This is a genomic window from Duganella sp. CY15W, assembly GCF_009857555.1.
In the GTDB taxonomy this organism is placed as follows: Bacteria; Pseudomonadota; Gammaproteobacteria; order Burkholderiales; family Burkholderiaceae_D; genus Rugamonas; species Rugamonas sacchari.
The window spans coordinates 249,391-272,493 of record NZ_WWCQ01000003.1 but is presented as its reverse complement, the minus strand read 5'-3'; the positions used below and the strand labels follow the sequence as shown (position 1 = coordinate 272,493).

The 23,103-nt window shown below is 63.6% G+C and carries 18 protein-coding genes; 17 read left to right on the top strand and 1 reads right to left on the bottom strand.

The genetic code is table 11. From position 1 onward, the window contains the following. Positions 1–16 precede the first annotated feature (16 nt). From GTP58_RS16195 to GTP58_RS16145, 11 genes are all read left to right on the top strand, one after another. The gene (locus GTP58_RS16195; protein ID WP_072785923.1) at positions 17–727 is read left to right on the top strand and encodes a response regulator transcription factor; all 711 of its coding nucleotides are present in this window, start codon (positions 17–19) and stop codon (positions 725–727) included. Further along, positions 724–2,244, top strand: coding sequence for a sensor histidine kinase (locus tag GTP58_RS16190; protein ID WP_072785920.1), 1,521 nt, complete (start codon positions 724–726; stop codon positions 2,242–2,244). Before GTP58_RS16195 ends, GTP58_RS16190 begins: the two co-directional genes overlap by 4 nt. After that, entirely contained in the window at positions 2,237–2,515 is a 279-nt protein-coding gene (locus GTP58_RS16185; RefSeq protein WP_161078349.1) for a DUF4212 domain-containing protein, read from the top strand. The genes GTP58_RS16190 and GTP58_RS16185 overlap by 8 nt, the downstream gene beginning before the upstream one ends. Further along, on the top strand, positions 2,512–4,566 hold the full coding sequence (locus GTP58_RS16180; protein ID WP_161078348.1) for a sodium:solute symporter family protein: 2,055 nt from the start codon (positions 2,512–2,514) through the stop codon (positions 4,564–4,566). Before GTP58_RS16185 ends, GTP58_RS16180 begins: the two co-directional genes overlap by 4 nt. Before the next feature lie 74 nt (positions 4,567–4,640). Further along, positions 4,641–6,656, top strand: a complete 2,016-nt coding sequence (locus tag GTP58_RS16175; RefSeq protein ID WP_161078347.1) for a S9 family peptidase — start codon at positions 4,641–4,643, stop codon at positions 6,654–6,656. Then, on the top strand, positions 6,653–8,644 hold the full coding sequence (locus GTP58_RS16170) for an alpha/beta fold hydrolase (protein WP_161078346.1): 1,992 nt from the start codon (positions 6,653–6,655) through the stop codon (positions 8,642–8,644). The genes GTP58_RS16175 and GTP58_RS16170 overlap by 4 nt, the downstream gene beginning before the upstream one ends. 14 nt (positions 8,645–8,658) lie before the next feature. Beyond that, the gene (locus GTP58_RS16165; RefSeq protein WP_229215608.1) at positions 8,659–10,665 is read left to right on the top strand and encodes a S9 family peptidase; all 2,007 of its coding nucleotides are present in this window, start codon (positions 8,659–8,661) and stop codon (positions 10,663–10,665) included. Further along, on the top strand, positions 10,662–12,653 hold the full coding sequence (locus GTP58_RS16160) for an alpha/beta fold hydrolase (protein ID WP_229215607.1): 1,992 nt from the start codon (positions 10,662–10,664) through the stop codon (positions 12,651–12,653). The genes GTP58_RS16165 and GTP58_RS16160 overlap by 4 nt, the downstream gene beginning before the upstream one ends. Next, positions 12,650–14,587, top strand: a complete 1,938-nt coding sequence (locus tag GTP58_RS16155) for a S9 family peptidase (RefSeq protein ID WP_161078345.1) — start codon at positions 12,650–12,652, stop codon at positions 14,585–14,587. The genes GTP58_RS16160 and GTP58_RS16155 overlap by 4 nt, the downstream gene beginning before the upstream one ends. A gap of 57 nt (positions 14,588–14,644) precedes the next feature. Then, a complete protein-coding gene (locus tag GTP58_RS16150) occupies positions 14,645–15,859 on the top strand; it encodes a 6-phosphofructokinase (RefSeq protein WP_161078344.1) in 1,215 nt (404 codons plus the stop codon). 319 nt (positions 15,860–16,178) lie between these two features. Next, positions 16,179–16,433: a hypothetical protein gene (locus GTP58_RS16145; RefSeq protein ID WP_202413736.1), complete on the top strand. Its 255-nt coding sequence runs from the start codon at positions 16,179–16,181 to the stop codon at positions 16,431–16,433. Positions 16,434–16,479: 46 nt separating this feature from the next. On the opposite strand, the gene purM is transcribed toward GTP58_RS16145, so the two are convergent. Next, positions 16,480–17,523 carry a phosphoribosylformylglycinamidine cyclo-ligase gene (gene purM / locus GTP58_RS16140; protein ID WP_072785902.1) on the bottom strand — a complete coding sequence of 348 codons (1,044 nt, stop codon included), beginning with the start codon at positions 17,521–17,523 and terminating at the stop codon, positions 16,480–16,482. Positions 17,524–17,699: 176 nt separating this feature from the next. Here purM and GTP58_RS16135 point away from each other — a divergent pair, with 176 nt between their 5' ends. The 6 genes from GTP58_RS16135 (at position 17,700) to panB (ending at position 23,100) form a co-directional block, all read left to right on the top strand. Next, positions 17,700–18,785 carry an AI-2E family transporter gene (locus tag GTP58_RS16135; protein WP_161078343.1) on the top strand — a complete coding sequence of 362 codons (1,086 nt, stop codon included), beginning with the start codon at positions 17,700–17,702 and terminating at the stop codon, positions 18,783–18,785. Between the two features lie 45 nt (positions 18,786–18,830). Further along, complete coding sequence (gene hda / locus GTP58_RS16130) at positions 18,831–19,517, top strand: DnaA regulatory inactivator Hda (RefSeq protein WP_072785898.1); 687 nt, start codon at positions 18,831–18,833, stop codon at positions 19,515–19,517. Further along, positions 19,517–20,188, top strand: a complete 672-nt coding sequence (locus GTP58_RS16125; RefSeq protein ID WP_161078895.1) for an HAD family phosphatase — start codon at positions 19,517–19,519, stop codon at positions 20,186–20,188. The genes hda and GTP58_RS16125 overlap by 1 nt, the downstream gene beginning before the upstream one ends. Next, entirely contained in the window at positions 20,181–21,596 is a 1,416-nt protein-coding gene (pcnB, locus tag GTP58_RS16120) for a polynucleotide adenylyltransferase PcnB (protein ID WP_161078342.1), read from the top strand. The genes GTP58_RS16125 and pcnB overlap by 8 nt, the downstream gene beginning before the upstream one ends. A 14-nt stretch (positions 21,597–21,610) precedes the next feature. Next, positions 21,611–22,153, top strand: a complete 543-nt coding sequence (gene folK, locus GTP58_RS16115) for a 2-amino-4-hydroxy-6-hydroxymethyldihydropteridine diphosphokinase (RefSeq protein ID WP_161078341.1) — start codon at positions 21,611–21,613, stop codon at positions 22,151–22,153. A gap of 68 nt (positions 22,154–22,221) precedes the next feature. After that, the gene (gene panB / locus GTP58_RS16110) at positions 22,222–23,100 is read left to right on the top strand and encodes a 3-methyl-2-oxobutanoate hydroxymethyltransferase (RefSeq protein ID WP_202413734.1); all 879 of its coding nucleotides are present in this window, start codon (positions 22,222–22,224) and stop codon (positions 23,098–23,100) included. The last annotated feature ends 3 nt before the right edge of the window (positions 23,101–23,103 follow it).

Sequence of the window (23,103 nt, the reverse complement as noted above, 5' to 3'; positions counted from 1 at the left end):
GCTGGAGTGTTTTTCAATGCGTATTTTACTTGCCGAAGACGATAGTGTGCTGGCCGACGGGCTGACCAGATCCCTGCGCCAGTCCGGTTACGCCATCGACTGCGTCAGAAACGGCCAGGAGGCCGACACCGCGCTGTCGACCCAGGAATTCGATTTGCTGATCCTGGACCTGGGCCTGCCCAAGCTGTCCGGCCTGGAAGTGCTGCGCCGCCTGCGCTCGCGCGGCTCGCTATTGCCAGTGCTGATTCTGACCGCCGCCGATTCCATCGAACAGCGCGTCAACGGCCTCGACCTCGGCGCCGATGATTATATGGCCAAACCGTTTGCGCTGTCGGAACTGGAGGCACGCGTGCGCGCGCTGACCCGCCGCGGCGCCGGCGGCGGCGCCACCGTCATCAAGCATGGCCCGCTGAATTATGACCAGGTCGGCCGCAGCGCCTACATCAACGAGCAGATGCTGGACCTGTCGGCGCGCGAACTGGGCCTGCTGGAAATCCTGCTGGCGCGCACCGGCCGCCTGGTGTCGAAGGAACAGCTGGTCGACCACCTGTGCGAATGGGGCGAGGAAGTCAGCAACAACGCCATCGAAGTGTATGTGCACCGCCTGCGCAAGAAGATCGAAGTGGGCGGCATCCGCATCGCCACCGTGCGCGGCCTCGGCTACTGCCTGGAGAAATTCAACGAAGCCGCGCGCGCCAGCGCGGAAGCCGGGGACAGCCACAAGTGAACCCGTCGCAGGAAGCCGCCGAACCGGAGTACCAGCCGCCGCCCCCTGAGGCGGACGAAGACATACAACACTCCCTGTTCGGCGAAATCCTCGACTGGATGCTGGCGCCGCTGCTGCTGCTGTGGCCCATGAGTATCGCCATCACCTACCTGGTGGCCAAGTCTATCGCCAACCAGCCGTTCGACCATGCGCTGGAAGACAGCGTCACCGTGCTGACGCAGCAGGTGCGTTCGGTGGACGGCAAGGTCATCAAGAGCCTGTCCGGTTCCGCGCGCGACATCCTGCGCGCCGACGACATCGACAACGTCTACTTCCAGATCCAGGGGCCGCGCGGCGACCATATCGACGGCGACCGCGACCTGCCGCAACCGGTGCTGGATGACGAAGACAAGACCAGCTCCGGCGGCGTGCGCTTCCGCAACGACAGCATGCACGGCACGCCGGTCCGCATCGCGTTTGCCTACGTCCAGCTGGAACGCAGCGATGGCGGCACACCACCGCTGGCGCTGGTGCAGGTGGCGGAAACGCTGGAGAAGCGCGCGCAACTGGCCAACGCCATCATCAAGGGCGTGATCCTGCCGCAGTTCATCGTGTTGCCGGTGGTGCTGGCACTGGTGTGGTTTGCGCTGGCGCGCGGCCTGTCGCCGCTGGCCCAGCTGCAGGAGCGCATCCGCGCGCGCAGTCCGGAAGACCTGAGTCCCATCGCGCCGCGCCAGGTGCCGGAGGAAATCACGCCGCTGGTGCGCTCGCTCAACGAGATGCTGTCGCGGCTGTCGCTGACCATCGACATGCAGAAACGCTTCATTGCCGACGCCGCCCACCAGATGCGTACGCCGCTGGCCGGCATGCGGATGCAGTCCGAGCTGGCGCTGCGCCAGACCGACAAGCAGGAAATCCACCGCTCGCTGGAACAGCTGGCCAAGAGTTCGGAAGCGGCCACGCGCCTGGTCAACCAGCTGCTGGCCCTGGCGCGCGCAGAAAACCAGCAGCCGGCCGGCAGCGCCATGGTGGCGCTGGACCTGGGCGATCTGGCGCGCACCGTGGTGCAGGACTGGGTGCAGGCCTCGTTCGCGCACCAGATCGACCTGGGCTTTGAGGCGCCGCCGCAGCCGCTGACCATCACCGGCAACCCGACCATGCTGCGCGAGCTGCTGTCCAATCTCATCGACAATGCGCTGCGCTACACGCCGTCCGGCGGCAGCGTTACCGTGCGCGTGCGCAGCGACGAACGGGAACACGGCTACCTGGAGGTCGAGGATACCGGCCCCGGCATCGCGCCGGCCGAGCGCGGGCGCGTGTTCGAACGTTTCTACCGCATCCTCGGCAATACTGCGGAAGGCAGCGGCCTGGGCCTTGCCATCGTGCGCGAGATCGCCCAGCAGCACGGCGCCGAAGTCGATATTTTCAGCAATCCGCGCGCCACCCAGCCCCGGCTGCCGGGCGCCCTGTTCCGTTTGACATTCCCGTTGCCGCCAGCCGCCACGCAAGAAGACGAAGAATCGCCGTACTATGGATAAACCCACCCCGCCCGCGCGGCTGACACGCGCACAACACTGGCAACGCACCCGCCGCCTGACCGGCCTGCTGCTCCTGCTGTGGATGCTCACCGGCTTTTGCGCCGCGTTCTTCGCGCGCGAACTGGCCGGGCTCAGCGTGTTCGGCTGGCCGTTGTCGTTCTACCTGGCGGCGCAAGGCGCTTCACTGGTGTATCTCGGCATCCTGGGTTTCTACGCCTGGCGCATGCGCAAGCTGGACCAGGCCGCCCGTGCACAGGAGACGCGCGCTTGAAGCAGCAACGCACTTTCTTCCAGCGCCTGCGCTACTACTACAGCCTGTTTGCCGCCGGCTTTGGCTGCTTCCTGATCGCGCTGGCGGCGCTGGAGCAGGAAGGCATGCCGCGCGTGTGGATCGGCTATCTGTTCATGTTTGCCACCATCGTGCTGTATGCGCTGATCGGCGTCATCAGCCGCACCTCGAATGTGCTGGAATACTACGTGGCGGGACGGCGCGTGCCGGCCATGTTCAACGGCATGGCCACGGCGGCCGACTGGATCTCGGCCGCCAGCTTCATCAGCCTGGCCGGCGGCCTGTACCTGCACGGCTTCGACGGCCTGGCCTATGTCATGGGCTGGACCGGCGGCTACTGTCTGGTGCAGCTGCTCATCGCGCCCTACCTGCGCAAGTTCGCCCAGTACACGATTCCCGACTTCCTGGCCGAACGCTACGGCGGCGCCGACCAGGCCGAGCATGGCGGCCGCGGCGTGCGTATCCTTGCCGTCATCGCCACCATCATCGTCTCCTTTACCTATGTGGTGGCGCAGATTTATGCGGTGGGCCTGATCGCCTCGCGCTTCACCGGCGTCGATTTCTCGGTCGGCATCTTCCTCGGCCTGGCCAGTATTCTCGTGTGTTCCTTCCTGGGCGGCATGCGCGCCATCACCTGGACCCAGGTGGCGCAGTACATCATCATCCTGGTGGCCTTCCTGATACCCGCCATCTGGCTGTCGGCCAAGCACAGCGACAATCCGATTCCGCAGGTCGCCTATGGCAAGCTGCTGCCCAAGCTCAGCGCGCGCGAGCACGTGCTGCAGCAAGACCCCAAGGAAGCCGAAGTGCGCGCCATCTACCGCCAGCGCGCGGCGGATTACGATGCGCGGCTGCGCAGCTTGCCGACGTCATGGGAGACCGGCCGCATCGAGGCGCAGCGCAAGCTCGACCAGATCAAGGCCCGCAATGCCTCGCTGCTGGAGATCCGCAATGCCGAGCGCGAGCTGGTGGCCTATCCCAAAAACGCCGATGAGGCGGAACGCCTGTGGACCGAAGCGCGCGAACAGAATCTGCAGCACGCCGAACCGATCACGCCGCACGCCACGCCCTACCCGGGTGACAAGGAAACCTCGGACATCAAGCGCAACAACTTCCTGGCGCTGGTGTTTTGCCTGATGCTGGGCACGGCCGCGCTGCCGCACATCCTGATGCGCTCCTACACCACGCCGTCCGTGCACGAAACGCGCGTATCGGTATTCTGGACGCTGTTCTTCATCCTGCTGATTTACCTGACCATTCCGGCGCTGGCAGTGCTGGTCAAATACGATATCTACAGCTCGCTGGTGGGCACCGACTACGCCCACCTGCCCAACTGGGTGTCGTACTGGGCCAACGTCGACAAGCTCAATCCGCTGTTCAGCATCAGCGACGTCAACCACGACGGCGTGGTGCAACTGGCGGAAATCACCATCGATGCCGACGTGCTGGTGCTGGCCACGCCGGAAATCGCCGGCCTGCCGTATGTGATTTCCGGGCTGGTGGCCGCTGGCGGCCTGGCGGCGGCGCTGTCAACGGCGGACGGCCTGCTGCTGGCGATCTCCAACGCGCTGTCGCACGACGTCTACTACAAGCTGGTGGACCGCAGCGCCTCGACCCAGAAACGCGTGACCATCTCCAAGCTGCTGTTGCTGGCCGTGGCCTTCATTGCCGCCTATGCCGCCTCGACCAAGCCAGGCGACATCCTGTCGCTGGTGGGCGCCGCGTTCTCGCTGGCCGGCTCGACGCTGTTCCCGGCGCTGGTGCTGGGCGTGTTCTGGAAGCGCGCCAACCACCAGGGCGCGATCGCCGGCATGACCGTGGGTTTTTTAGTATGTATCTACTACATGCTGCATACCAATCCGATCCTGGGCGGCAGCATGGCCAGCCTGTGGTTCCACATCGCCCCTATCTCGGCCGGCATTTTTGGCGTACCGGCGGGCTTGCTGACCATCGTGGCGGTCAGTCTGCTGACGCCGGCGCCGGGGCGGCAGAGCGCCGCGCTGGTCGACTACATCCGCGCACCGGAACAATAATATACATTTACGCTGTGGCGGATTTGATAACTTGATGCTATTGTGCACTAATTACCAATTTCGCAACCAGGCATATGCGCTTCTCTTCCCTCCTGCGCGCCATGGCATTGGCCGGCGCCTTCATTGGCGCCCCGGTGCTGGCCGCAGACAGCAGCAAACCGCTGCCAGCCATCGGCGACTTCTTCAACAATCCTGAGTTCAGCGACGCCGTGCTGTCCCCCAGCGGCAAATACCTGGCTGTGCGGTTGGGCAACAAGAGCAAGCGCGACATGCTGGGCGTGGTGGAGCTGGGCACCAACGCCGTCAAGGTGGTCGGCAACTTCTCCGATGCCGATATCGGCCGCTATGCCTGGGTCAACGACCAGCGCCTGGTGTTCACCGCCACCGACAAGGACCTGGCGCCAGGCGATATGCGTTACGCGCCCGGCCTGTACGCGATCAACCGCGACGGCACCGGTTTCCGCCAGCTGGCCATGCGCAATGGCAAAGCCTTCGTCACCAGCGGCTCAACGCTGGGCTCGCGCGAGCTGCTGCCGTGGCACACCTATCTGCTGGGCCAGGATGGCGCCCAGGATTCGGATTTCATTTATGTGCAGGACCGCGACATCAGCGGTCCCGGCGAGCTGAACCACGTTGACCTGCTGCGCCTGAATACCGTGACGGGGCGTACCTCGGTCTCGGTCAAACGCCCCGGCGCCAGCCACTACTGGCTGCTCGACCACAAAGGCGAGCCACGCCTGACCATCACAGCAGACAAAGGCAGCAGCAGCGTCTACTACCGCGATCCCGCCACCAATGAATGGCGCAAGCTGACCGACTTCGACCGCTTTACCGGCAGCGGCGGCACCTTCCGTCCCCTGGCGTTCGGCCCGGACGGCACGTTGTACGTACTCAGCCGCGAACCCAAGGGCGATACGACAGCCGTGTTCACCTATGACCTCAATACCGCCAAGCTGTCGAGCAAGCCGCTGGTCAAGCTGGACGGCTACGACTTCCATGGCCAGCTCATCATGGGCAAGGACAAGCTGCTGGGCGTGCAGCACCTGACCGACGCCATGGGCACCACCTGGCTGGACCCGGACATGAAGGCCATGCAGGCCAAGATCGACGCCATGCTGCCCAACACCATCAACCTGCTGACGCTGCCGACCCATCCGGAATCGCCGTGGATCATGGTGACCGCGTTTGCCGACATCTGGCCCAAGCGCATCATGCTCTACAACAGCGAGACGCAGAAGCTGACCATGGTCGGCGAATCCCATCCCGGCATCAACCCGAACCAGATGGCGCACAAGGAACTGGTGCGCTACAAATCGCGCGATGGCCTGACCATTCCCGCCTGGCTGACCTTGCCGCAAGGCCCGGGCAAGCAGCTGCCGATGGTGGTGCTGGTGCATGGCGGCCCATGGGTGCGCGGCGGCAGCTGGAACTGGGACCCGGACGCGCAATTCCTGGCCTCGCGCGGCTACGCCGTGCTGGAACCGGAATTCCGCGGCAGCACCGGCTACGGCAGCCGTCTGTTCCGCGCCGGCTGGAAGCAATGGGGCCTCAAGATGCAGGATGACGTGGCCGACGCCACGCGCTGGGCGATCGACAAAGGCTATGCTGACAGCAAGCGCATCTGCATTGCCGGCGCCAGCTACGGCGGCTACGCCACGCTGATGGGCCTGATCAACGACCCCGACCTCTACAAATGCGGCGTCGAATGGGCCGGCGTCACCGACATCAACCTGATGTATGACGGCAGCTGGTTCTACACCTCTGACATGTCGGAAGACTGGAAACAGTACGGCATGCCGCAAATGATCGGTGACCAGGTCAAGGACGCCGCCCAGCTCAAAGCCACCTCGCCGCTGGAGCAGGCATCACGCATCAAACAGCCGCTGCTGATGGCCTACGGCACTGCCGACATGCGCGTGCCGCTGCCGCACGGCACCAAGTTCTACAAGGCCGTCAAACAGACCAACCCCAACGTCGAATGGATCGAATACGACGAGGAGGGCCATGGCTGGAAACTGCCGAAAAACCGTATCGACTTCTGGGGCCGGGTCGAGAAATTCCTGGATAAAAATATCGGAACTCCACAATGAAATTGCTTCCTGTTGTTGCTGTACTGAGCGCGCTGGCGACACTGCCGGCCGCTGCGCATACCACCCCGGCCAGCATTCCTGCCGCCAGCTTCTTTGAAAACGCCAACTTCAGCGATCCGCGCATCTCGCCGGACGGCCGCCAGGTGGCGGTCAAGGTGGTCGGTAAAACCGGCCGCGTGCGCCTGGCTGTGGTCGATGTCGCAAGCCGCAAAACCAGGGTGGTTGCGGCGTTTGACGACGCCGACATTCACCAGTACCACTGGGTCAACGAGCACCGCCTGGCCTTCAACGTCGACGACCTCGGCCAGGCGCAGGGCGACGTGCGCTGGGGACCGGGGCTGTGGGCCGTGGACAGCGACGGCAATAACCTGCGCCAGCTGGTACGCCGCGACAGCGCGCAGAACGACATCATTTCCCGGCTGGAGAGCAAGCTGCTGCCATGGAATACCTTCCTCTACAGCGGCGTCGGCAACCTTGATAGCGACGAGATTCTGGTCACCCAGTACGAATACGGCGCCACCAACTGGATGAAGCAGATTGGCCTGCTGCGCCTGAACACGGTCAACGGCAAGTTCAAAACCTACGGCCATCCGGCCGACACCATGCGCTGGGTGGTGGACCGCCAAGGCACGCCGCGCATTACAGTGGCCTATCGCGACAACAACCAGCTGATCTATTACCGCGAAAAAGACGAGCAACCGTGGACGCAGCTGGCCAGCTTTGCCATGTATCCAAGCGCACCGGATGCGTTTGAACCGGAAGGGTTTGGTCCAGACGGCACGCTGTACGTTCGCACCGGCATGCAAGGTGCGGATGCGCTCTACACCTATGACCTCGCCAACCGCAAGCTCAGCGAGAAACCGGCCATCAGCACGCCCGGCTATGACTTCCAGGGCCACCTGGTCTACGACAAGAACCAGGTGCAAGGCTACACCTATGAGGTAGACGCCAGGGGGACGTGGTGGGTGGACAGCAAGATGAAGGCAGTGCAGCAGGCAGTCGATGCGCTGCTGCCGGCAACCAACAACCTGATCGAAACGCCGCAGCGCCCCGAAGTGCCGTATGTGCTGGTGGAATCCAGCTCCGATGTGCAGCCGCCCGTCTACCGCCTGTACAACACGGAAACGCGCAGCCTGAGCCTGGTGGGCGCCTCCCATCCAGCGATCGCGCCGGAACTCATGGCCAACAAGGCCATGGTGCGCTACAAGGCGCGCGATGGCATGGAAATCCCGGCCTATCTGACCACGCCGAAGACCGGCAACGGCAAGCAGCTGCCGCTGGTAGTCCTGGTGCATGGCGGCCCCTGGTTGCGCGGCGTGCACTGGGACTGGGACGCGGAAGTGCAGTTCCTGGCGTCGCGCGGCTACGCTGTGCTGGAACCGGAGTTCCGCGGCAGTACCGGCTACGGCTATGCGCTGTTCCAGGCTGGCTGGAAGGAATGGGGCAAGAAGATGCAGGATGACGTCGCCGATGGCGCCCGCTGGGCCATTGGCCAGGGCATCGCCGACAAGCAGCGGATCTGCATTGCCGGCGCCAGCTATGGCGGTTACGCCACGCTGATGGGACTGGCCAAAGATGCGGACCTGTACAAGTGCGGCGTCGCCTGGGCCGGTGTGACGGACCTGAATTTCCTCAAGAACGGCCACTGGAGCATCGGTACGCGCTGGTCCAGCGGCGGCGCGTTTGAAAAGTTTGGCTTCTCGGTGCTGATCGGCGACGACGCCGCCCAGTTGAACGCCACGTCGCCGTTGCAGCAGGCTAGCCGCATCACGCAGCCACTGCTGCTGGCGCATGGCGGCGCCGACCTCACGGTGCCGATTGTCCATGGCAGCGCCTTCAAGGACGCCGTGAGCAAAACCAACCCCAAGGTGGAATGGGTGCTCTACCCGGACGAAGGCCATGGCTGGTATCTGCCGCAGAACCGCATCGACTTCTGGGGCAAGGTGGAGAAATTCCTGGATAAGAATATCGGAGCAAGCGCACAGTGAAATTGCATCGTATCTTGAGCGCCAGCGTCCTGCTGGCCGCCAGCGCCTGGCCGCTGCGTGTCGTCACCGCCGCCGAACTGCCGCCCGCCAGCGCTTTCTTTGAAAACAGCCGCTTCAGCAGTCCCAAACTGTCGCCGAACGGCCGCTACCTGGCGGCGCGCGTCTCCACGCCCGGCGAGCGGGACCGCCTGTCGGTGATCAAGCTGGACGATATGAGCGTCAAAGTGGCAGCCATGTTTGGCGACGCCGACATTGCTTACTTCCAATGGGTGAATGACAACCGCCTGGTCTTCAATGGCGCCGACCGCCGCATGACCTATAGCGATGACTTGCATGCCGCCGGCCTGTTTGCCGTCAACCGCGACGGCAGCAATTACCGCCAGCTGAGCAAGACCGACTACCGCCAGGGCGATGAGGCAGCCACCGGCAGCAAGATGAAGGAAAAGCTGCTGGACTGGAACCATTACCTGCTGGGCCAGCCTGGTCGCCAGGACAGCGATGAGGTCTATATCTACAAGGCGCAATTCAGCAACAACTACAGCGAAGTCAAAAACTATACGCTGCTGCGCCTGAACACCGTCACCGGCCACGCCGTGCCCGTGAACAGTCCGGGCCAGGCCAGCAACTGGCTGCTCGACCAGCAAGGCGAGCCGCGCCTGGCCATCAACGACCTGGGCAAGCAGCACGTGGTGTATCTGCGCGAGGGCGACAGCTGGACCAAACTGATGGAGTCCGAGCCCTATATCGGCCACGCATTCGAACCGGTGGGCTTTGGCCCGGATGGCGCGCTGTATGTGGCGGCCCGCAAGGACAGCGATAAAACCGCGCTGTACCGCTACGACGTGGCCAAACGGCAGCTGGCCGCCGAACCGCTTGTCGGCCTCGACAACTACGACTATATGTCCGATCTGGAAGATGCGAACGGCGACGACCTGATCGTCCGCGACAACAAGCTGGTGGGCATCGGCTATAGCGCCGACGTGCGTGGCGTCGCCTGGCTGGATGCCAAGGGCAAGGCGCTGCAGGAGCAGATCGATCGCCTGCTGCCGGGCCTGGTCAACGTCATCACGCTGCCACGCCACGCGGAAACGCCGTGGGTGCTGGTCAGCAGCTATTCCGACGTGCAGCCGCTGGTCTACCTGATGTACAACAGCGAGACCGGCAAGCTGGTCAAGGTAGGTGGCCAACACAACGCCATCCGTGCCGATCAGATGGGCCGCCAGGAGCTGGTGAACTACAAGGCGCGCGATGGTCTCAGCATTCCGGCGCTCATCACCTGGCCGCGTGGCACGGACAAGAAGAAGCTGCCGCTGGTGATGCTGGTGCATGGCGGCCCGTATGTACATGGCAGCGACTGGGGCTGGAATGCCGATGCCCAGTTCCTCGCATCGCGCGGCTACATGGTGATCGAGCCGGCCTACCGCGGCACCGTGGGCTATGGCTGGCAGCACTTCAAGGCCGGCTGGAAGCAATGGGGCCTGAAGATGCAGGACGACATTGCCGACGGCGCGCGCTGGGCGGCCGCGCAAGGCTATGCCGACAGCAAGCGCATCTGCATTGCCGGCGCCAGCTATGGCGGCTATGCCACCCTGATGGGCCTGGTGAATGACGGCGACTTGTACAAATGCGGCGTCAACTGGGCCGGCGTCACCGACATCAAACTCATGTACACCGGCAGCTGGAGCGGCATTTCCGACATGAGCGACCGCTGGCTGAGCTACGGCGCGCCAATGCTGATCGGCGACCCGGAACGCGATGCGGCGCAACTGAACGCCACCTCGCCGCTGCTGCAAGCCGCGCGCATCAAGCAGCCTGTGCTGCTGGCCTACGGCGGCGACGACCACCGCGTGCCGCTGTACCATGGCGAAAAGTTTTTAAGTGCGGTCAAGCCCAGCAATCCTGGCGTGGAGTGGATCGTGTACGAGAAAGAAGGTCACGGCTGGCGCCTGCCGGAAAACCGCATCGATTTCTGGAACCGTGTCGAGCAGTTCCTCAACAAGCAGATTGGAGCTTCCCGTTGATCACCGGCCGTCACCTGCTGGCAGCGCTGCTGCTGGCGGTGGGCGCGCATGTCCATGCCGCGCCGCCGCCGATTGCCGCCTTCTTCGATAACTCGCCGTTCAACGGCGCCATGCTGTCGCCAAACGGCCGCTACCTGGCCGCCTTCATCGGCGCCAACGACAAGCGCGATGGCCTGGCCGTGGTCGACCTGAACGACCTCAGCGCCAAAATGGTGGCGCAGTTCAGCGATACCGACATCGGCCGCGCGCAGTGGGTCAACAACGAGCGCCTGCTGTTCAGCACGGTCGACAAGAGCGCTGGCCGGCGCGATGTGCGTTACGCGCCGGGCCTGTTTGCAGTGGACCGCGACGGCAAGCATTTCCGCCAGCTGGCGCTGCGCCGCAACCCGTTCCTGCGCAGCGGCGACGACACCCGCGAGCTGCTGCCATGGCACACCTTCATGCTGCAGCAAGCCGGCGCACAGGCAAGCGACTTCATGTACGTGGCCGACCTGGGCATCGTTGGCGCCGGCATTGTGCAGTCGGAAGATCTGCTGCGCCTGAACACCCGCACCGGCGTCGCCACGCCGGTGGAGCATCCTGGCGTCAGCAAGGGGTGGCTGCTGGACCAGCATGGTGAGCCGCGCATCATGAAGACGCTGGACAAGAATATCGAGCAAGTGCTGTACCTCGATCCTGCGACAAAACAGTGGCGCACGCTGGCCAGCTTTGACGCCTACACCGGCGAAGGCAACGGCTTCGAACCGCTGGCATTCGGTCCCGATGGCGCGCTGTACGTGGTCAGCAACCACGGCCGCGACACGCGCGCGCTGTTCCGCTATGACCTGGCCAACAACCAGCTGCCGGCGCAGTACCTGGTGGACCTGGACGGGTTTGATTTCCACGGCAATCTCATCATCAGCCAGGACAAGCTGCTTGGCGTGCGCGTGCACAGCGATGCCGAAGGAACGTACTGGTTCGACGCCGGCATGAAGGCCATGCAGGAAAAAGTCGACGCCAAGCTGCCCGGCACCGTCAACCTGATTACGCCGCCGACGCGGCCGGAAACCCCGTGGGTGCTGGTGGAATCGTATTCCGACAAGCAGCCGCGCCGCTACCTGGTCTATAACGCGGAAAACGGCCGCATGAGCGAGGTGGGCCGCAGCGCGCCGCAGATCCAGGCCGCCGAGATGGGACCGCGCGAGCTCTACTACTACAAGGCGCGCGACGGTCTGAAAATCCCCGTGTGGCTGACGCTGCCGCCAGGCGGCCAGCACAAGAACAAGAACCTGCCCATGGTGGTGCTGGTGCATGGCGGCCCGTGGATACGCGGCGGCAGCTGGAACTGGAATGCGGACGCCGAATTCCTGGCTTCGCGCGGCTATGCGGTGCTGGAACCGGAATTCCGCGGCAGTACCGGCTACGGCACCCGGCACTTTCTGGCCGGCTGGAAGGAATGGGGCTTGAAGATGCAGGACGATATCGCCGACGGCGCGCGCTGGGCGATCCAGCAGGGCTATGCAGATGGCAACCGCATCTGCATCGCCGGCGCCAGCTACGGCGGCTATGCCACGCTGATGGGCCTGGCCAAGGACCCTGACCTGTACAAATGCGGCATCAACTGGGTCGGCGTGACCGACATCAACCTGATGTACGACAGCGGCTGGTTCTACAGTTCCGACCTGTCGGACGGGTGGAAGCAGTACGGCATGCCGCAACTGATCGGCGACCGCGTCAAGGATGCCGAACAACTCAACGCCACCTCGCCGCTATTGCAGGCGTCGCGCATCAAACAGCCCCTGCTGCTGGCGTATGGCGGCGCCGATGTACGCGTGCCGATCAACCACGGTCTCAAGTTCTACGATGCGGTCAAGCGCAGCAACCCGAACGTGGAATGGGTGGAGTACAACGAAGAAGGCCACGGCTGGGCGCTGCCGCAGAACCGCATCGACTTCTGGGGCAGGGTCGAGCTGTTCCTGAACAAGAATATCGGCAAGGCGGTGCCATGAAAAAGGTCTTGCACGCGCTACTGCTGTGCGCCTGCGCCGCGCTGGCGCCGGCCCGCAGCGCCCCGCTCCCCTTGAGCGCATTCTTCGACAACCCCGCCATGCAATCGGCCAAACTGTCGCCGGACGGCCGCCACGTCGCCTTCAGCATGGCCAAGCCGATGGGCCGGGTCTACCTGGTGACCATCGACGTCGAGAGCGGCGAGATGAAGCTGGCGGCCGCCTATGCCGACTCCGACGTGGCGTATTTTCAGTGGATCAGCGACCAGCGCCTGGTCTACACCCTGACCGACCTCAACCGCGCCGCCGGCGAGTTGTTCTTCTGGCCCGGTTTGTTCGCCACCAATTACGACGGCAGCCAGCCGACCAAACTGATCCGGCAAGGCCGTTACGACTACAACTTCAACCAGTTGTCGAACCTGCCGGTGGAGAGCTACTTGGCCGGCCAGTGGGGTGCGCAAAACTCTGAGTTTGTCTACGTACAGGTAAACGGCGACCTGATGCACCTGAACACGCTGACCGGCAAGGCCATCAAGACCGACCGGCCGCGCAACAATGACGGCTGGCTGGTCGACCGCAAGGGCGTGCCGCGCATCGCCTTTGCCTCCAAGGCAAACCAACAGTCGATTTACTATCGCGAGCACGACGGCCAGCCGTGGCAGCAGGTGGCCAGGCAGGACATCTACAGCGTTGACAATTTGTTCCAGCCGCGCTTCTTCGGCCCGGCCGGCGACCTGTACGTCACCGCCGGCCTGAATGGCGCCGATGCCTTGTTCCGCTACGACCTGACCAAGCAGGAGCGCAGCGAAATACCGATCATCAGCACGCCCGGCTATGACTTTGAAGGCGAGATGATTGCCGACGACCAGAAGATCCTCGGCTTCACTTACGAGGTCGATGCGCACGGCACCTACTGGGTGGACGAGCGCATGCAAGCCGTCCAGAAGGCGGTGGACGCGACACTACCAGGCACCAACAACATGATCGCGGTGGCGCGCCGCTCGCAGAATGACACCGTGCTGGTCACCTCGAATTCCGACGTCCAGCCGCCCGTGTTCAGCCTGTACAACACCAAAACCGCCCAGCTGAAAATTCTGGGCCGTTCCCGTCCGGCCATCTTGGCCGACCAGATGTCGCACAAAATCATGGTGCGCTACAAGGCGCGTGACGGGCTGGAAATCCCGGCCTACCTCACCACTCCCAAGGCCAGCGACGGCAAGAACCTGCCCATGGTGGTGCTGGTGCACGGCGGCCCGTGGATGCGTGGCGTCAGTTGGGACTGGGACGCGGAATCGCAGTTCCTGGCCTCACGCGGCTACGCCGTCCTGGAGCCGGAATATCGCGGCAGCACCGGTTACGGCCTCAAGCATTTTATGGCCGGCTGGAAGCAATGGGGCTTGAAGATGCAGGACGATATCGCCGATGGCACGCGCTGGGCGATTGCCCAGGGTTATGCCAATCCCAAACGCATCTGCATCGCCGGCGCCAGCTACGGCGGCTATGCCACGCTGATGGGTCTGATTAACGACCCGGACTTGTACCAGTGCGGCATTTCCTGGTCAGGCATCACCGACATCCCGATGTGGAACAAGGGCCATTGGAGCGGCCAGTCAGACCTGGATGACGTCTACAAGCAGTACGGTTTCCCGGTGTTGATGGGCGACCTCGAAAAAGACGCAACCCAGTTCAAGGCCACCTCTCCATTGCAGCAAGCGGCCCGCGTCACACAGCCGCTACTGCTGGCACATGGCGAAGTCGACCAGCGCGTGCCGATGATACACGGCAGCCTGTTTTACGATGCGGTGCGCAAGACCAATCCCAACGTCGAATGGGTGTGGTACGAGGAAGAAGGCCACGGCTGGCGGCTGGTGAAGAACCGGCTAGATTTCTGGCGCCGGGTCGAGCGCTTCCTCGAGAAGAATATCGGCAAGCCCTGAGGTTCGCGCTATAGTCTCGGAGCAGCAAGCCTTTCAACCTTACACGGAGGAGCGAGCATGTCGTCGGGAAAAATTCTGGTCGCACAGGGAGGCGGGCCGACCGCTGTCATCAACCAGTCGCTGGCGGGCGTGGTGCTGGAGGCGCGCCGCTTCCGCGACGTGACGCGGGTGTATGGCGCGCTGCATGGCGTGCGCGGCATCATCAACGAGGATCTGGTCGACCTCACGCGCGAGACCAGCAACAACCTCGAGCAGGTGGCCGCCACGCCCTCCTCCGCGCTGGGTTCGACGCGCGACAAGCCGGATCTGGCGTATTGCGCTGAAATCTTCAAGGTGCTCAAGGCGCACCAGATCGAACAGTTTTACTACATCGGCGGCAATGATTCGTCCGATACGGTGCGCATCGTCAGCGAGCAGGCGCAGGCCGGCGGCTATCCGCTGCGCTGCATGCACATCCCCAAAACCATCGACAACGACCTGGTCGGCAATGATCACACGCCGGGCTTCCCCTCGGCCGCGCGCTTTGTGGCGCAGGCGTTTGCCGGCGCCAATCTGGACAACGCCGCGCTGCCCGGCGTGTACGTGGGCGTGGTGATGGGCCGGCATGCCGGCTTCCTCACCGCCGCCGCCGCGCTGGGCAAGAAATTCCCGGATGATGGCCCGCACCTGATCTACCTCCCCGAACGGGTATTTTCGCTGGACCAGTTCCTGGCCGATGTGAAGGCGGTGTACGCACGCTATGGCCGCTGCGTGATCGCCGTCTCGGAAGGCATTCACGATGCCAGCGGCGAGCCGATCGCCACGCTACTGGCCAAGGAAGTCGAACGCGATGCACACGGCAATGTACAGCTGTCCGGCACCGGCGCGCTGGCTGATCTGCTGTGCGACGAGATCAAGGCCAAGCTCGGCATCAAGCGCGTGCGCGGCGATACGTTTGGCTATTTGCAGCGCTCGTTCATCGGCTGCGTCTCGGACGTCGATCAGCGCGAAGCGCGCGAGGTCGGCGAGAAAGCCGTGCAGTTTGCCATGTGGGGCGGCCGCGATGGCTCGGTGGCCATCAGGCGCACCGGCTTCTACTCGGTCGACTATGAACTGCTGCCGCTGACCGACGTGGCCGGCAAGACCCGCGTCATGGAGGACGAGTTCATCAGCGCCAGCGGCACCGACGTCACCGACGCCTTCCGCATGTATTTGCGCCCCCTGCTCGGCTCCGGCCTGCCCGACGCCTTCCGCCTGCGCCCTGCCCCGGTAGAAAAAATCCTCAAGCGCTAAGCCGCATCCTCGCGCGGCGGAAACATGAAAGGTCGAACCGCACTCGGCTCGACCTTTTTTTATAAGGTTCGACATAGGACAGGACGAGATATTCACCGGGGTGCATCGTAACAAATCCTCCCTTAGTCAATACTGCCAGGCAAGCCCATGAGCTTCCAAACCAGATGTCCGCCGGAATTGTCTTCAATATCGATATTGAAGACTTGCACCGTCATGGTGGTGCGAAACGCCGGAGATAATTTACTGTGCTTTACAGCGCCTTGACGGCAGCTAACAGCGCCCCGGCCGACAATCGATGCCTCACTTACAGGAGGTTTTGATGAAGTTGATTAAACGTTGGATGTTGGTGGCCGTACTGGCCGGTGGTGCGCTGGGCGCTTCGGCGCAGAATGGTCCGCCACCGGATGGGCCGCCGGCCGAAGCAGTGGCGGCTTGCAAGGGCAAGGCGGAAGGCGCCAAGGTGCAGTTCACGGGCCGTCACGGCGAAACGGTCAGCGGCACTTGCCGCAAGGCTGGTGTAGTGCTGGCGGCAATGCCGGAAGGTGGCCCACCGCCACCACCCGACCACCAATAAAAAAAGCGGACCATCAAGGTCCGCTTTCTGATGCAGCCGTCACCAGTTACACGACGATGGTCTGGTGCTCGTCGCCCACGCGGGCGCGGATTTTACCGATGGTGTAGACGGTTTCGCCAGCCGCTTCCAGCTGCGCCTTGGCCGCAGCGGCATTGTCTGCCGATACGATCACGGTCATGCCGATGCCGCAGTTGAATACGCGGTGCATTTCTGCATCGGCCACGCCGCCGTGCTGTTGCAGCCACTGGAACAGCGGTGGCAGCGTCCACGATTTCGCGTCCAGCTCAGCCACCAGGCCAGGCTGCAGTACGCGCGGGATGTTTTCCACCAGGCCGCCGCCGGTGATGTGCACCATGCCTTTGACTTCGATCGATTCCATCAGCGCCAGCAGCGGCTTGACGTAGATGCGGGTTGGCGCCATCAGCACGTCGGCCAGTGGACGGCCGTGGAAGTCGCCGTTCAGGTCCGGCTTCGATACTTCAATGATCTTGCGCACCAGCGAGTAGCCGTTCGAGTGCACGCCCGACGAGGCCAGACCCAGCACCACGTCGCCCGGCGCGATCTTGGTGCCGTCGATGATTTTCGATTTCTCGACCGCGCCTACTGCGAAACCGGCCAGGTCGTACTCGCCGTCCGGATACATCGATGGCATTTCAGCGGTTTCGCCGCCGATCAGCGCGCAGCCGGCCTGTTCGCAACCCTGGGCCACGCCCTTGATGACGTTGGACGCAGTGGCCACATCCAGCTTGCCGCAGGCGAAGTAGTCGAGGAAGAACAGCGGCTCGGCGCCCTGCACCAGGATGTCGTTGACGCTCATGGCGACCAGGTCGATCCCCACGGTGTCGTGACGGTTCAGTTCAAACGCCAGTTTCAGTTTGGTCCCCACGCCATCGGTGCCGGAGACCAGTACAGGCTCTTTGTACTTTTTGCTAATCTCGAACATCGCACCGAAACCGCCCAAGCCGGCCAGCACGCCTTCGCGCATGGTGCGCTTGGCGTAAGGCTTGATCGCTTCGACTAAAGCATCACCCGCGTCGATATCGACGCCGGCGTCACGGTAGGACAGGGAAACATTAGAAGTTTGGCTCATGGTGTATTTCGCAGCGGAGGCGGTAAAATAGAAGGCGGAGACCTGTTTTCGTGATGTTTACTCAACTAAAACACCCGAAAAAGCGCAAAAATCGGCGCCCAAACCAAGTCGATCCGCTATTTTATCAAAATTGCCCCGTCCAACCGCCTTTTTATTAACCATCGAATTCATCCTCCATGCCATTTCCCCTCACGGTAGAGCAAAAGCAAACGGCATTCTGGTTGGCGGTCTGGGCGGCGTTTTTCTTCCTGCTGGTGACGCTGGGACCGGTATTGACGCCCTTCCTGGCCGCCGCCATCTTCGCGTACGCACTCAATCCGGGCGTGGACCGGCTGGACCGCCTGCGCTTCGGCCGCCGCATCACCATGCCGCGCGCGCTGTCGGTGCTGATCGTGGTGACGCTGTTCTTTGCCGCCATCACCATGCTGGTGCTGATCGTGGTGCCGGTGCTGCAAAAGGAAATCCCGCTGCTGCAGGGGCAGATCCCGGCCTTCCTGGCCAAGGCCAATGATGTGCTGGCGCCGAAACTGCAAGAACTGGGCGTCAAGGTGCGCCTGGACAGCGCCGGCATCAAGCAGCTGGCCTCGGAACAGATGGCCGCCAGCGGCGACGCTATCTGGAGCGCGGTGCTGAACTCGGCCCGCGTCGGCGGCACCGCCGTGCTGGGCTGGATCGCCACCGTGGTGCTGGTCCCGGTGGTGCTGTTCTATCTGCTGCTGGACTGGCACGCCATGCTGGCGCGCATCGCCGGCTGCGTGCCGCGCCGCTACATCGCCGCCACCATGGGCATGGCGCAGGAAGTCGACGTCCTGCTGGCCCAGTACCTGCGCGGCCAACTGCTGGTGATGCTGGTGCTGGCCGTGTACTACTCGGTGGCGCTGGCGATTGCCGGCTTCGACGTCGCCCTGCCGGTCGGCATCATCACCGGCCTGCTGGTGTTCATCCCCTACCTGGGCTTTGGCCTGGGCCTGGTGCTGGCGCTGATTTCGGCCGTGCTGCAGTTTTCCGACTGGAGCGGCCTGATTGCGGTGGCCATCATCTACGGCTGCGGCCAGGTGCTGGAAGGCTTCTTCCTGACGCCGCGCCTGGTGGGCGAGCGTATCGGCCTCAATCCGCTGGCCGTGATCTTTGCCTTGCTGGCCTTTGGCCAGCTGTTCGGCTTTGTCGGCGTGCTGCTGGCTTTGCCCGCTTCGGCGGTGCTCATGGTGGCCTTCAAACACCTTAGACGCCACTATCTGAGCAGCAGCTTTTATAATGCGTAACGTGAAACAAAAAATAGTTATGCAAAAGACCACAAGGCGAACGCCATGAAACAGCTGGTGCTCGATTTAGGCGCCGAGCCAACGCACAGCCTCGCATCGTTCGAGGTGGGACAGAATGCCGAAGCGGCAGCGCTGATGATGCAATTCGCCTCGCGCACCTCGCGCGAGCATTTCGCCTACCTGTGGGGCGCGGTCGGCGTCGGCAAATCGCACCTGTTGAAAGCCTTGGCCAGTACCGGTAGCGAGGCCGATCAGCTGCGCGCGCGCTATATTTCGCCGTTCTCGATCGAATCCGAATTCGTCTATTCGCCGGAGGTGGACCTGTACCTGCTGGACGATTGCGAGAAGCTGTCGCCGCTGGCGCAGATCGACGCCTTCGCGCTGTTCAACGAAATCCGCGCCAACAACGCCTGGATGGTCTGCAGCGGCAACGTCGCGCCGGCCGTGCTGCCGGTGCGCGAGGACCTGCGCACGCGCATGGGCTGGGGCCTGATTTACCAGATCCACGGCCTCACCGACGATGAAAAGATCGCCGCCCTGGCCGCCGCCGCGACCGCCCGCGGCTTGACGCTGTCGGCGGGCGTGATACCCTACCTGCTGTCGCACTTCCAGCGTGACATGCGGTCGCTGTCCTCCATGCTCGACTCGCTGGACCAATATTCCCTTGAAACCCAACGCCCGATCACTCTGCCGCTGCTGCGCGAGTGGCTGCAGGCGGAAGCGAAAGAATGATGAATCTCGCCCTTTTTGACCTCGACCACACGCTGCTGCCGATCGACTCCGACTACGAATGGGGCCAGTTCCTGGTCCGCACCGGCGCCGTCGACGCAGTGGAATTCGACCGCCGCAACAAGGAATTCTTCGCCCAATACCAGGCCGGCACGCTTGATCCGGTAGAATACCTGGAGTTCTCGCTCGGCACACTGGCCGGCTTCCCGCGCGCCAGGCTGGACGAAATGCAGGCCCAGTACATGGCCGAAGTGGTGACCCCGGCGATCCGCCCGGCAGCGCGCGCGCTGCTGCAAAAACACGTGGACGCCGGCGACCTGGTGGCCATCGTCACCGCCACCAACCACTTCGTCACCGCGCCGATCGCCAAGGCGCTGGGCGTGGAACACCTGATCGCCGCCATGCCGGAAGTCGACGCCGACGGCAACCTGACCGGCAAGCTGGTTGGCACGCCGACGCAAGGACCGGGCAAAATCGTCCACACCAAGGCCTGGCTGGAAAAAATGGGAAAGACGCTGGAAGACTTTGGCACCGTCCACTTCTACAGCGATTCGCATAACGACCTGCCGCTGATGTCGATTGTCAGCCATCCGGTGGCGACCAACCCCAATGAAAAACTGAAAACGCACGCCGCCGCGCAAGGCTGGCCTTTAATTGACCTATTCAATGATTAAGAAACTGATCCGCAAAATCCTGGGTACCAAGGATAAGAGCAGCAAGGGCGGACGCAATACCCTCGTCGTGCTCGGCCCCGAGGCCCACGGCATCGACCCGCGCCTGCTGTCGAACAATGCCGTCCGCGTCACCAGCACCCTGCAGGAAGCCGGCTATGAAGCCTTCGTGGTGGGGGGCGCCGTGCGCGACCTGCTGCTGGGCGTGAAGCCGAAAGACTTCGACATCGCCACCAACGCCACGCCGGAGCAGGTGAAACGCCTGTTCCGCCGCGCCTTCATCATCGGCAAGCGCTTCCAGATCGTGCACGTGATGTTCGGCCAGGATCTGCTGGAAGTGACCACCTTCCGTGGCACCACCTCGGCCAACGCGCCGAAAGATGAACATGGCCGCGTTTTGCGCGACAACACCTTCGGCTCGCAGGCGGAAGACGCAGAACGCCGCGACTTCACCATCAACGCCATGTACTACAACCCGGCCAACCAGCAGGTGCTGGACTACCACGGCGGCATCGAAGACATCCGCGCCAAGACGCTGCGCATCATCGGCCAGCCGGAAGCGCGCTACCGCGAAGACCCGGTACGCATGCTGCGCGTGGTGCGCTTTGCCGCCAAGCTGAAATTCTCGATCGAGCCGGAAACCGGTGCACCGATCAAGGTCATGGCGCCGCTCATCAACAACGTGCCCGCCGCGCGCGTGTTCGACGAAATGCTCAAGCTGCTCATGAGCGGCCACGCGCTGGCCTGCCTGCAGCAGCTGCGCAAGGAAGGCCTGCACCACGGCCTGCTGCCGCTGCTGGACGTGGTGCTGGAACAGCCGCTGGGCGTCAAGTTCGTGACCTTGGCGCTGGACTCGACCGACGCCCGCATCCACGCCGGCAAGACCGTGTCGCCAGGCTTCCTGTTTGCGTCGCTGCTGTGGCACCAGGTGCTGGAGAAGTGGACCGCCTACCGCGCAGCGGGCGAGCAGACCATCCCGGCCCTGCACTTGGCGGCCGACGACGTACTGGACTCGCAGACCGAGAAGCTGGCCTTGCAGCGCAAGATAGGCTCCGACATGCGCGACATCTGGGCCATGCAGCCGCGCTTCGAACGCCGCACCGGCAAGGCGCCGCACAAGCTGCTGGAGCACCTGCGCTTCCGCGCCGGCTACGACTTCCTGCTGCTGCGCTGCGCGTCCGGCGAGATCGACGCCGAAGTGGGCGAATGGTGGACAGCCTTCTACGAGGGCGACGAAATCACCCGCGAAGAGCTGCTCAACTCGGCCAGCCAGCCGAACCGTGAAGGTGCTGCCGGCGGTGGCGCCAAGCGCAAGCGCGGCCCGCGCCGTGGCGGCCGTAACCGCAACCGCGGTGAAGAAGGCGGCGCCGACAACGCAGGCGCCGACGCCGGCCATGACAGCGCCGACTGAGCTGCACCACCATCATGAACTCCGTGATTAGCGCCGGTCTGGGACCGGCCACACTGAAGGACGATCAGGCGCCATTTGGCTTCGCCATCGCCTACATCGGCATCGGCGCCAACCTGGGCGATGCACGCGCCAACGTGCTGGATGCACTGGCGCGCCTGCAACGCCAGCCCGGCTGCACGCTGATGGCCTCTTCCAGCCTGTATCGCACCGCGCCGATTGACTCCTCCGGCGACGACTACATCAACGCCGTCGCCCGCATCGCCACCACGCTGGATGCGGAAGCGCTGCTGCAGGCGCTGCAAGGCATCGAGCAGGCACATGGCCGCGAACGGCCTTACCGCAACGCCCCGCGCACGCTGGACCTGGACGTGCTGCTATACGGCGACGCCGTGATCAACAGCGCCACGCTGACCGTCCCGCATCCACGCATGACCGAGCGCGCGTTTGTGCTGGTGCCGCTGCTGGAGCTGGCGCCCGCCATCCACATCCCCGGTAAGGGCGCCGCTGCGCAATACGCCGCCGGCGTGGCCGATCAAGGCATAGAGCCTCTCGTCTAACTTTCTGCAAGCGATAGCAATCAGGACTACACTATCGCGGTCTGAGCTCATCATCTAAAGGATTTACCATGTCTGGTTATTTGCAAGGAAACGAACTGGCCGCGGGCCAACAGCCTGCTTCCGCCACCGCACCTGCACCGGCCAAAGCGGTCGTGAACAAAGCCGTCACCGTGAACACCCTGGCCACGCTGCGCGGCGCCGGTGAAAAAATCACCATGCTGACCTGCTACGACGCCAGCTTCGCCTCACTGATGGACCGCTGCGGCGTCGAAATCCTGCTGATCGGCGATTCGCTGGGCATGGTCTGCGCTGGTCATCAATCGACGCTGCCGGTCACCGTCAACGACATCGCCTACCACACCGCTTCCGTCGCGCGCGGCACCAAGTCGGCGATGATCGTCGCCGACCTGCCGTTCGGCGCCTACGGCACGCCGGAAACCGCCTATGCCAACGCCGTGCAGGTCATGCAGGCTGGCGCGCACATGATCAAGATCGAAGGCGGCGCATGGCTGGCCGACACCGTCAAATTCCTGACCGACCGCGCCGTGCCGGTCTGCGCCCACCTGGGCCTGACGCCGCAATCCGTGCACCAGCTGGGCGGTTACAAGGTCCAAGGCAAAACCACCGAAAGCGCCGACCTGCTGAAAGAAGACGCGCTGAAACTGCAAGCCGCCGGCGCATCGCTGGTGGTGCTGGAGGCGATTCCTTCGGCGCTGGGCAAAGAAGTGACCGACCTGCTGGCGATTCCAACCATCGGCATCGGCGCCGGCCCGGACTGCTCCGGCCAGGTGCTGGTGATGCACGACCTGCTGGGCGTCTTCCCGGGCCGCAAAGCGCGCTTCGTGAAAAACTTCATGGAAGGCCAGACCAGCATCGACGCCGCGTTCAGCGCCTACGTCACCGCCGTCAAGGACGGCAGTTTCCCGGCGCTGGAACACTGCTTCTAAACT

Coding starts and splice junctions, on each gene's coding strand:
- GTP58_RS16175 (WP_161078347.1), top strand. CDS start 4,641: ATGCGCTTCTCTTCCCTCCTGCGCGCCATGGCATTGGCCGGCGCCTTC.
- GTP58_RS16135 (WP_161078343.1), top strand. CDS start 17,700: ATGCCATTTCCCCTCACGGTAGAGCAAAAGCAAACGGCATTCTGGTTG.
- GTP58_RS16125 (WP_161078895.1), top strand. CDS start 19,517: ATGAATCTCGCCCTTTTTGACCTCGACCACACGCTGCTGCCGATCGAC.
- GTP58_RS16145 (WP_202413736.1), top strand. CDS start 16,179: ATGAAGTTGATTAAACGTTGGATGTTGGTGGCCGTACTGGCCGGTGGT.
- GTP58_RS16195 (WP_072785923.1), top strand. CDS start 17: ATGCGTATTTTACTTGCCGAAGACGATAGTGTGCTGGCCGACGGGCTG.
- GTP58_RS16185 (WP_161078349.1), top strand. CDS start 2,237: ATGGATAAACCCACCCCGCCCGCGCGGCTGACACGCGCACAACACTGG.
- GTP58_RS16150 (WP_161078344.1), top strand. CDS start 14,645: ATGTCGTCGGGAAAAATTCTGGTCGCACAGGGAGGCGGGCCGACCGCT.
- pcnB (WP_161078342.1), top strand. CDS start 20,181: ATGATTAAGAAACTGATCCGCAAAATCCTGGGTACCAAGGATAAGAGC.
- folK (WP_161078341.1), top strand. CDS start 21,611: ATGAACTCCGTGATTAGCGCCGGTCTGGGACCGGCCACACTGAAGGAC.
- GTP58_RS16155 (WP_161078345.1), top strand. CDS start 12,650: ATGAAAAAGGTCTTGCACGCGCTACTGCTGTGCGCCTGCGCCGCGCTG.
- purM (WP_072785902.1), bottom strand. CDS start 17,523: ATGAGCCAAACTTCTAATGTTTCCCTGTCCTACCGTGACGCCGGCGTC.
- GTP58_RS16170 (WP_161078346.1), top strand. CDS start 6,653: ATGAAATTGCTTCCTGTTGTTGCTGTACTGAGCGCGCTGGCGACACTG.
- hda (WP_072785898.1), top strand. CDS start 18,831: ATGAAACAGCTGGTGCTCGATTTAGGCGCCGAGCCAACGCACAGCCTC.
- panB (WP_202413734.1), top strand. CDS start 22,222: ATGTCTGGTTATTTGCAAGGAAACGAACTGGCCGCGGGCCAACAGCCT.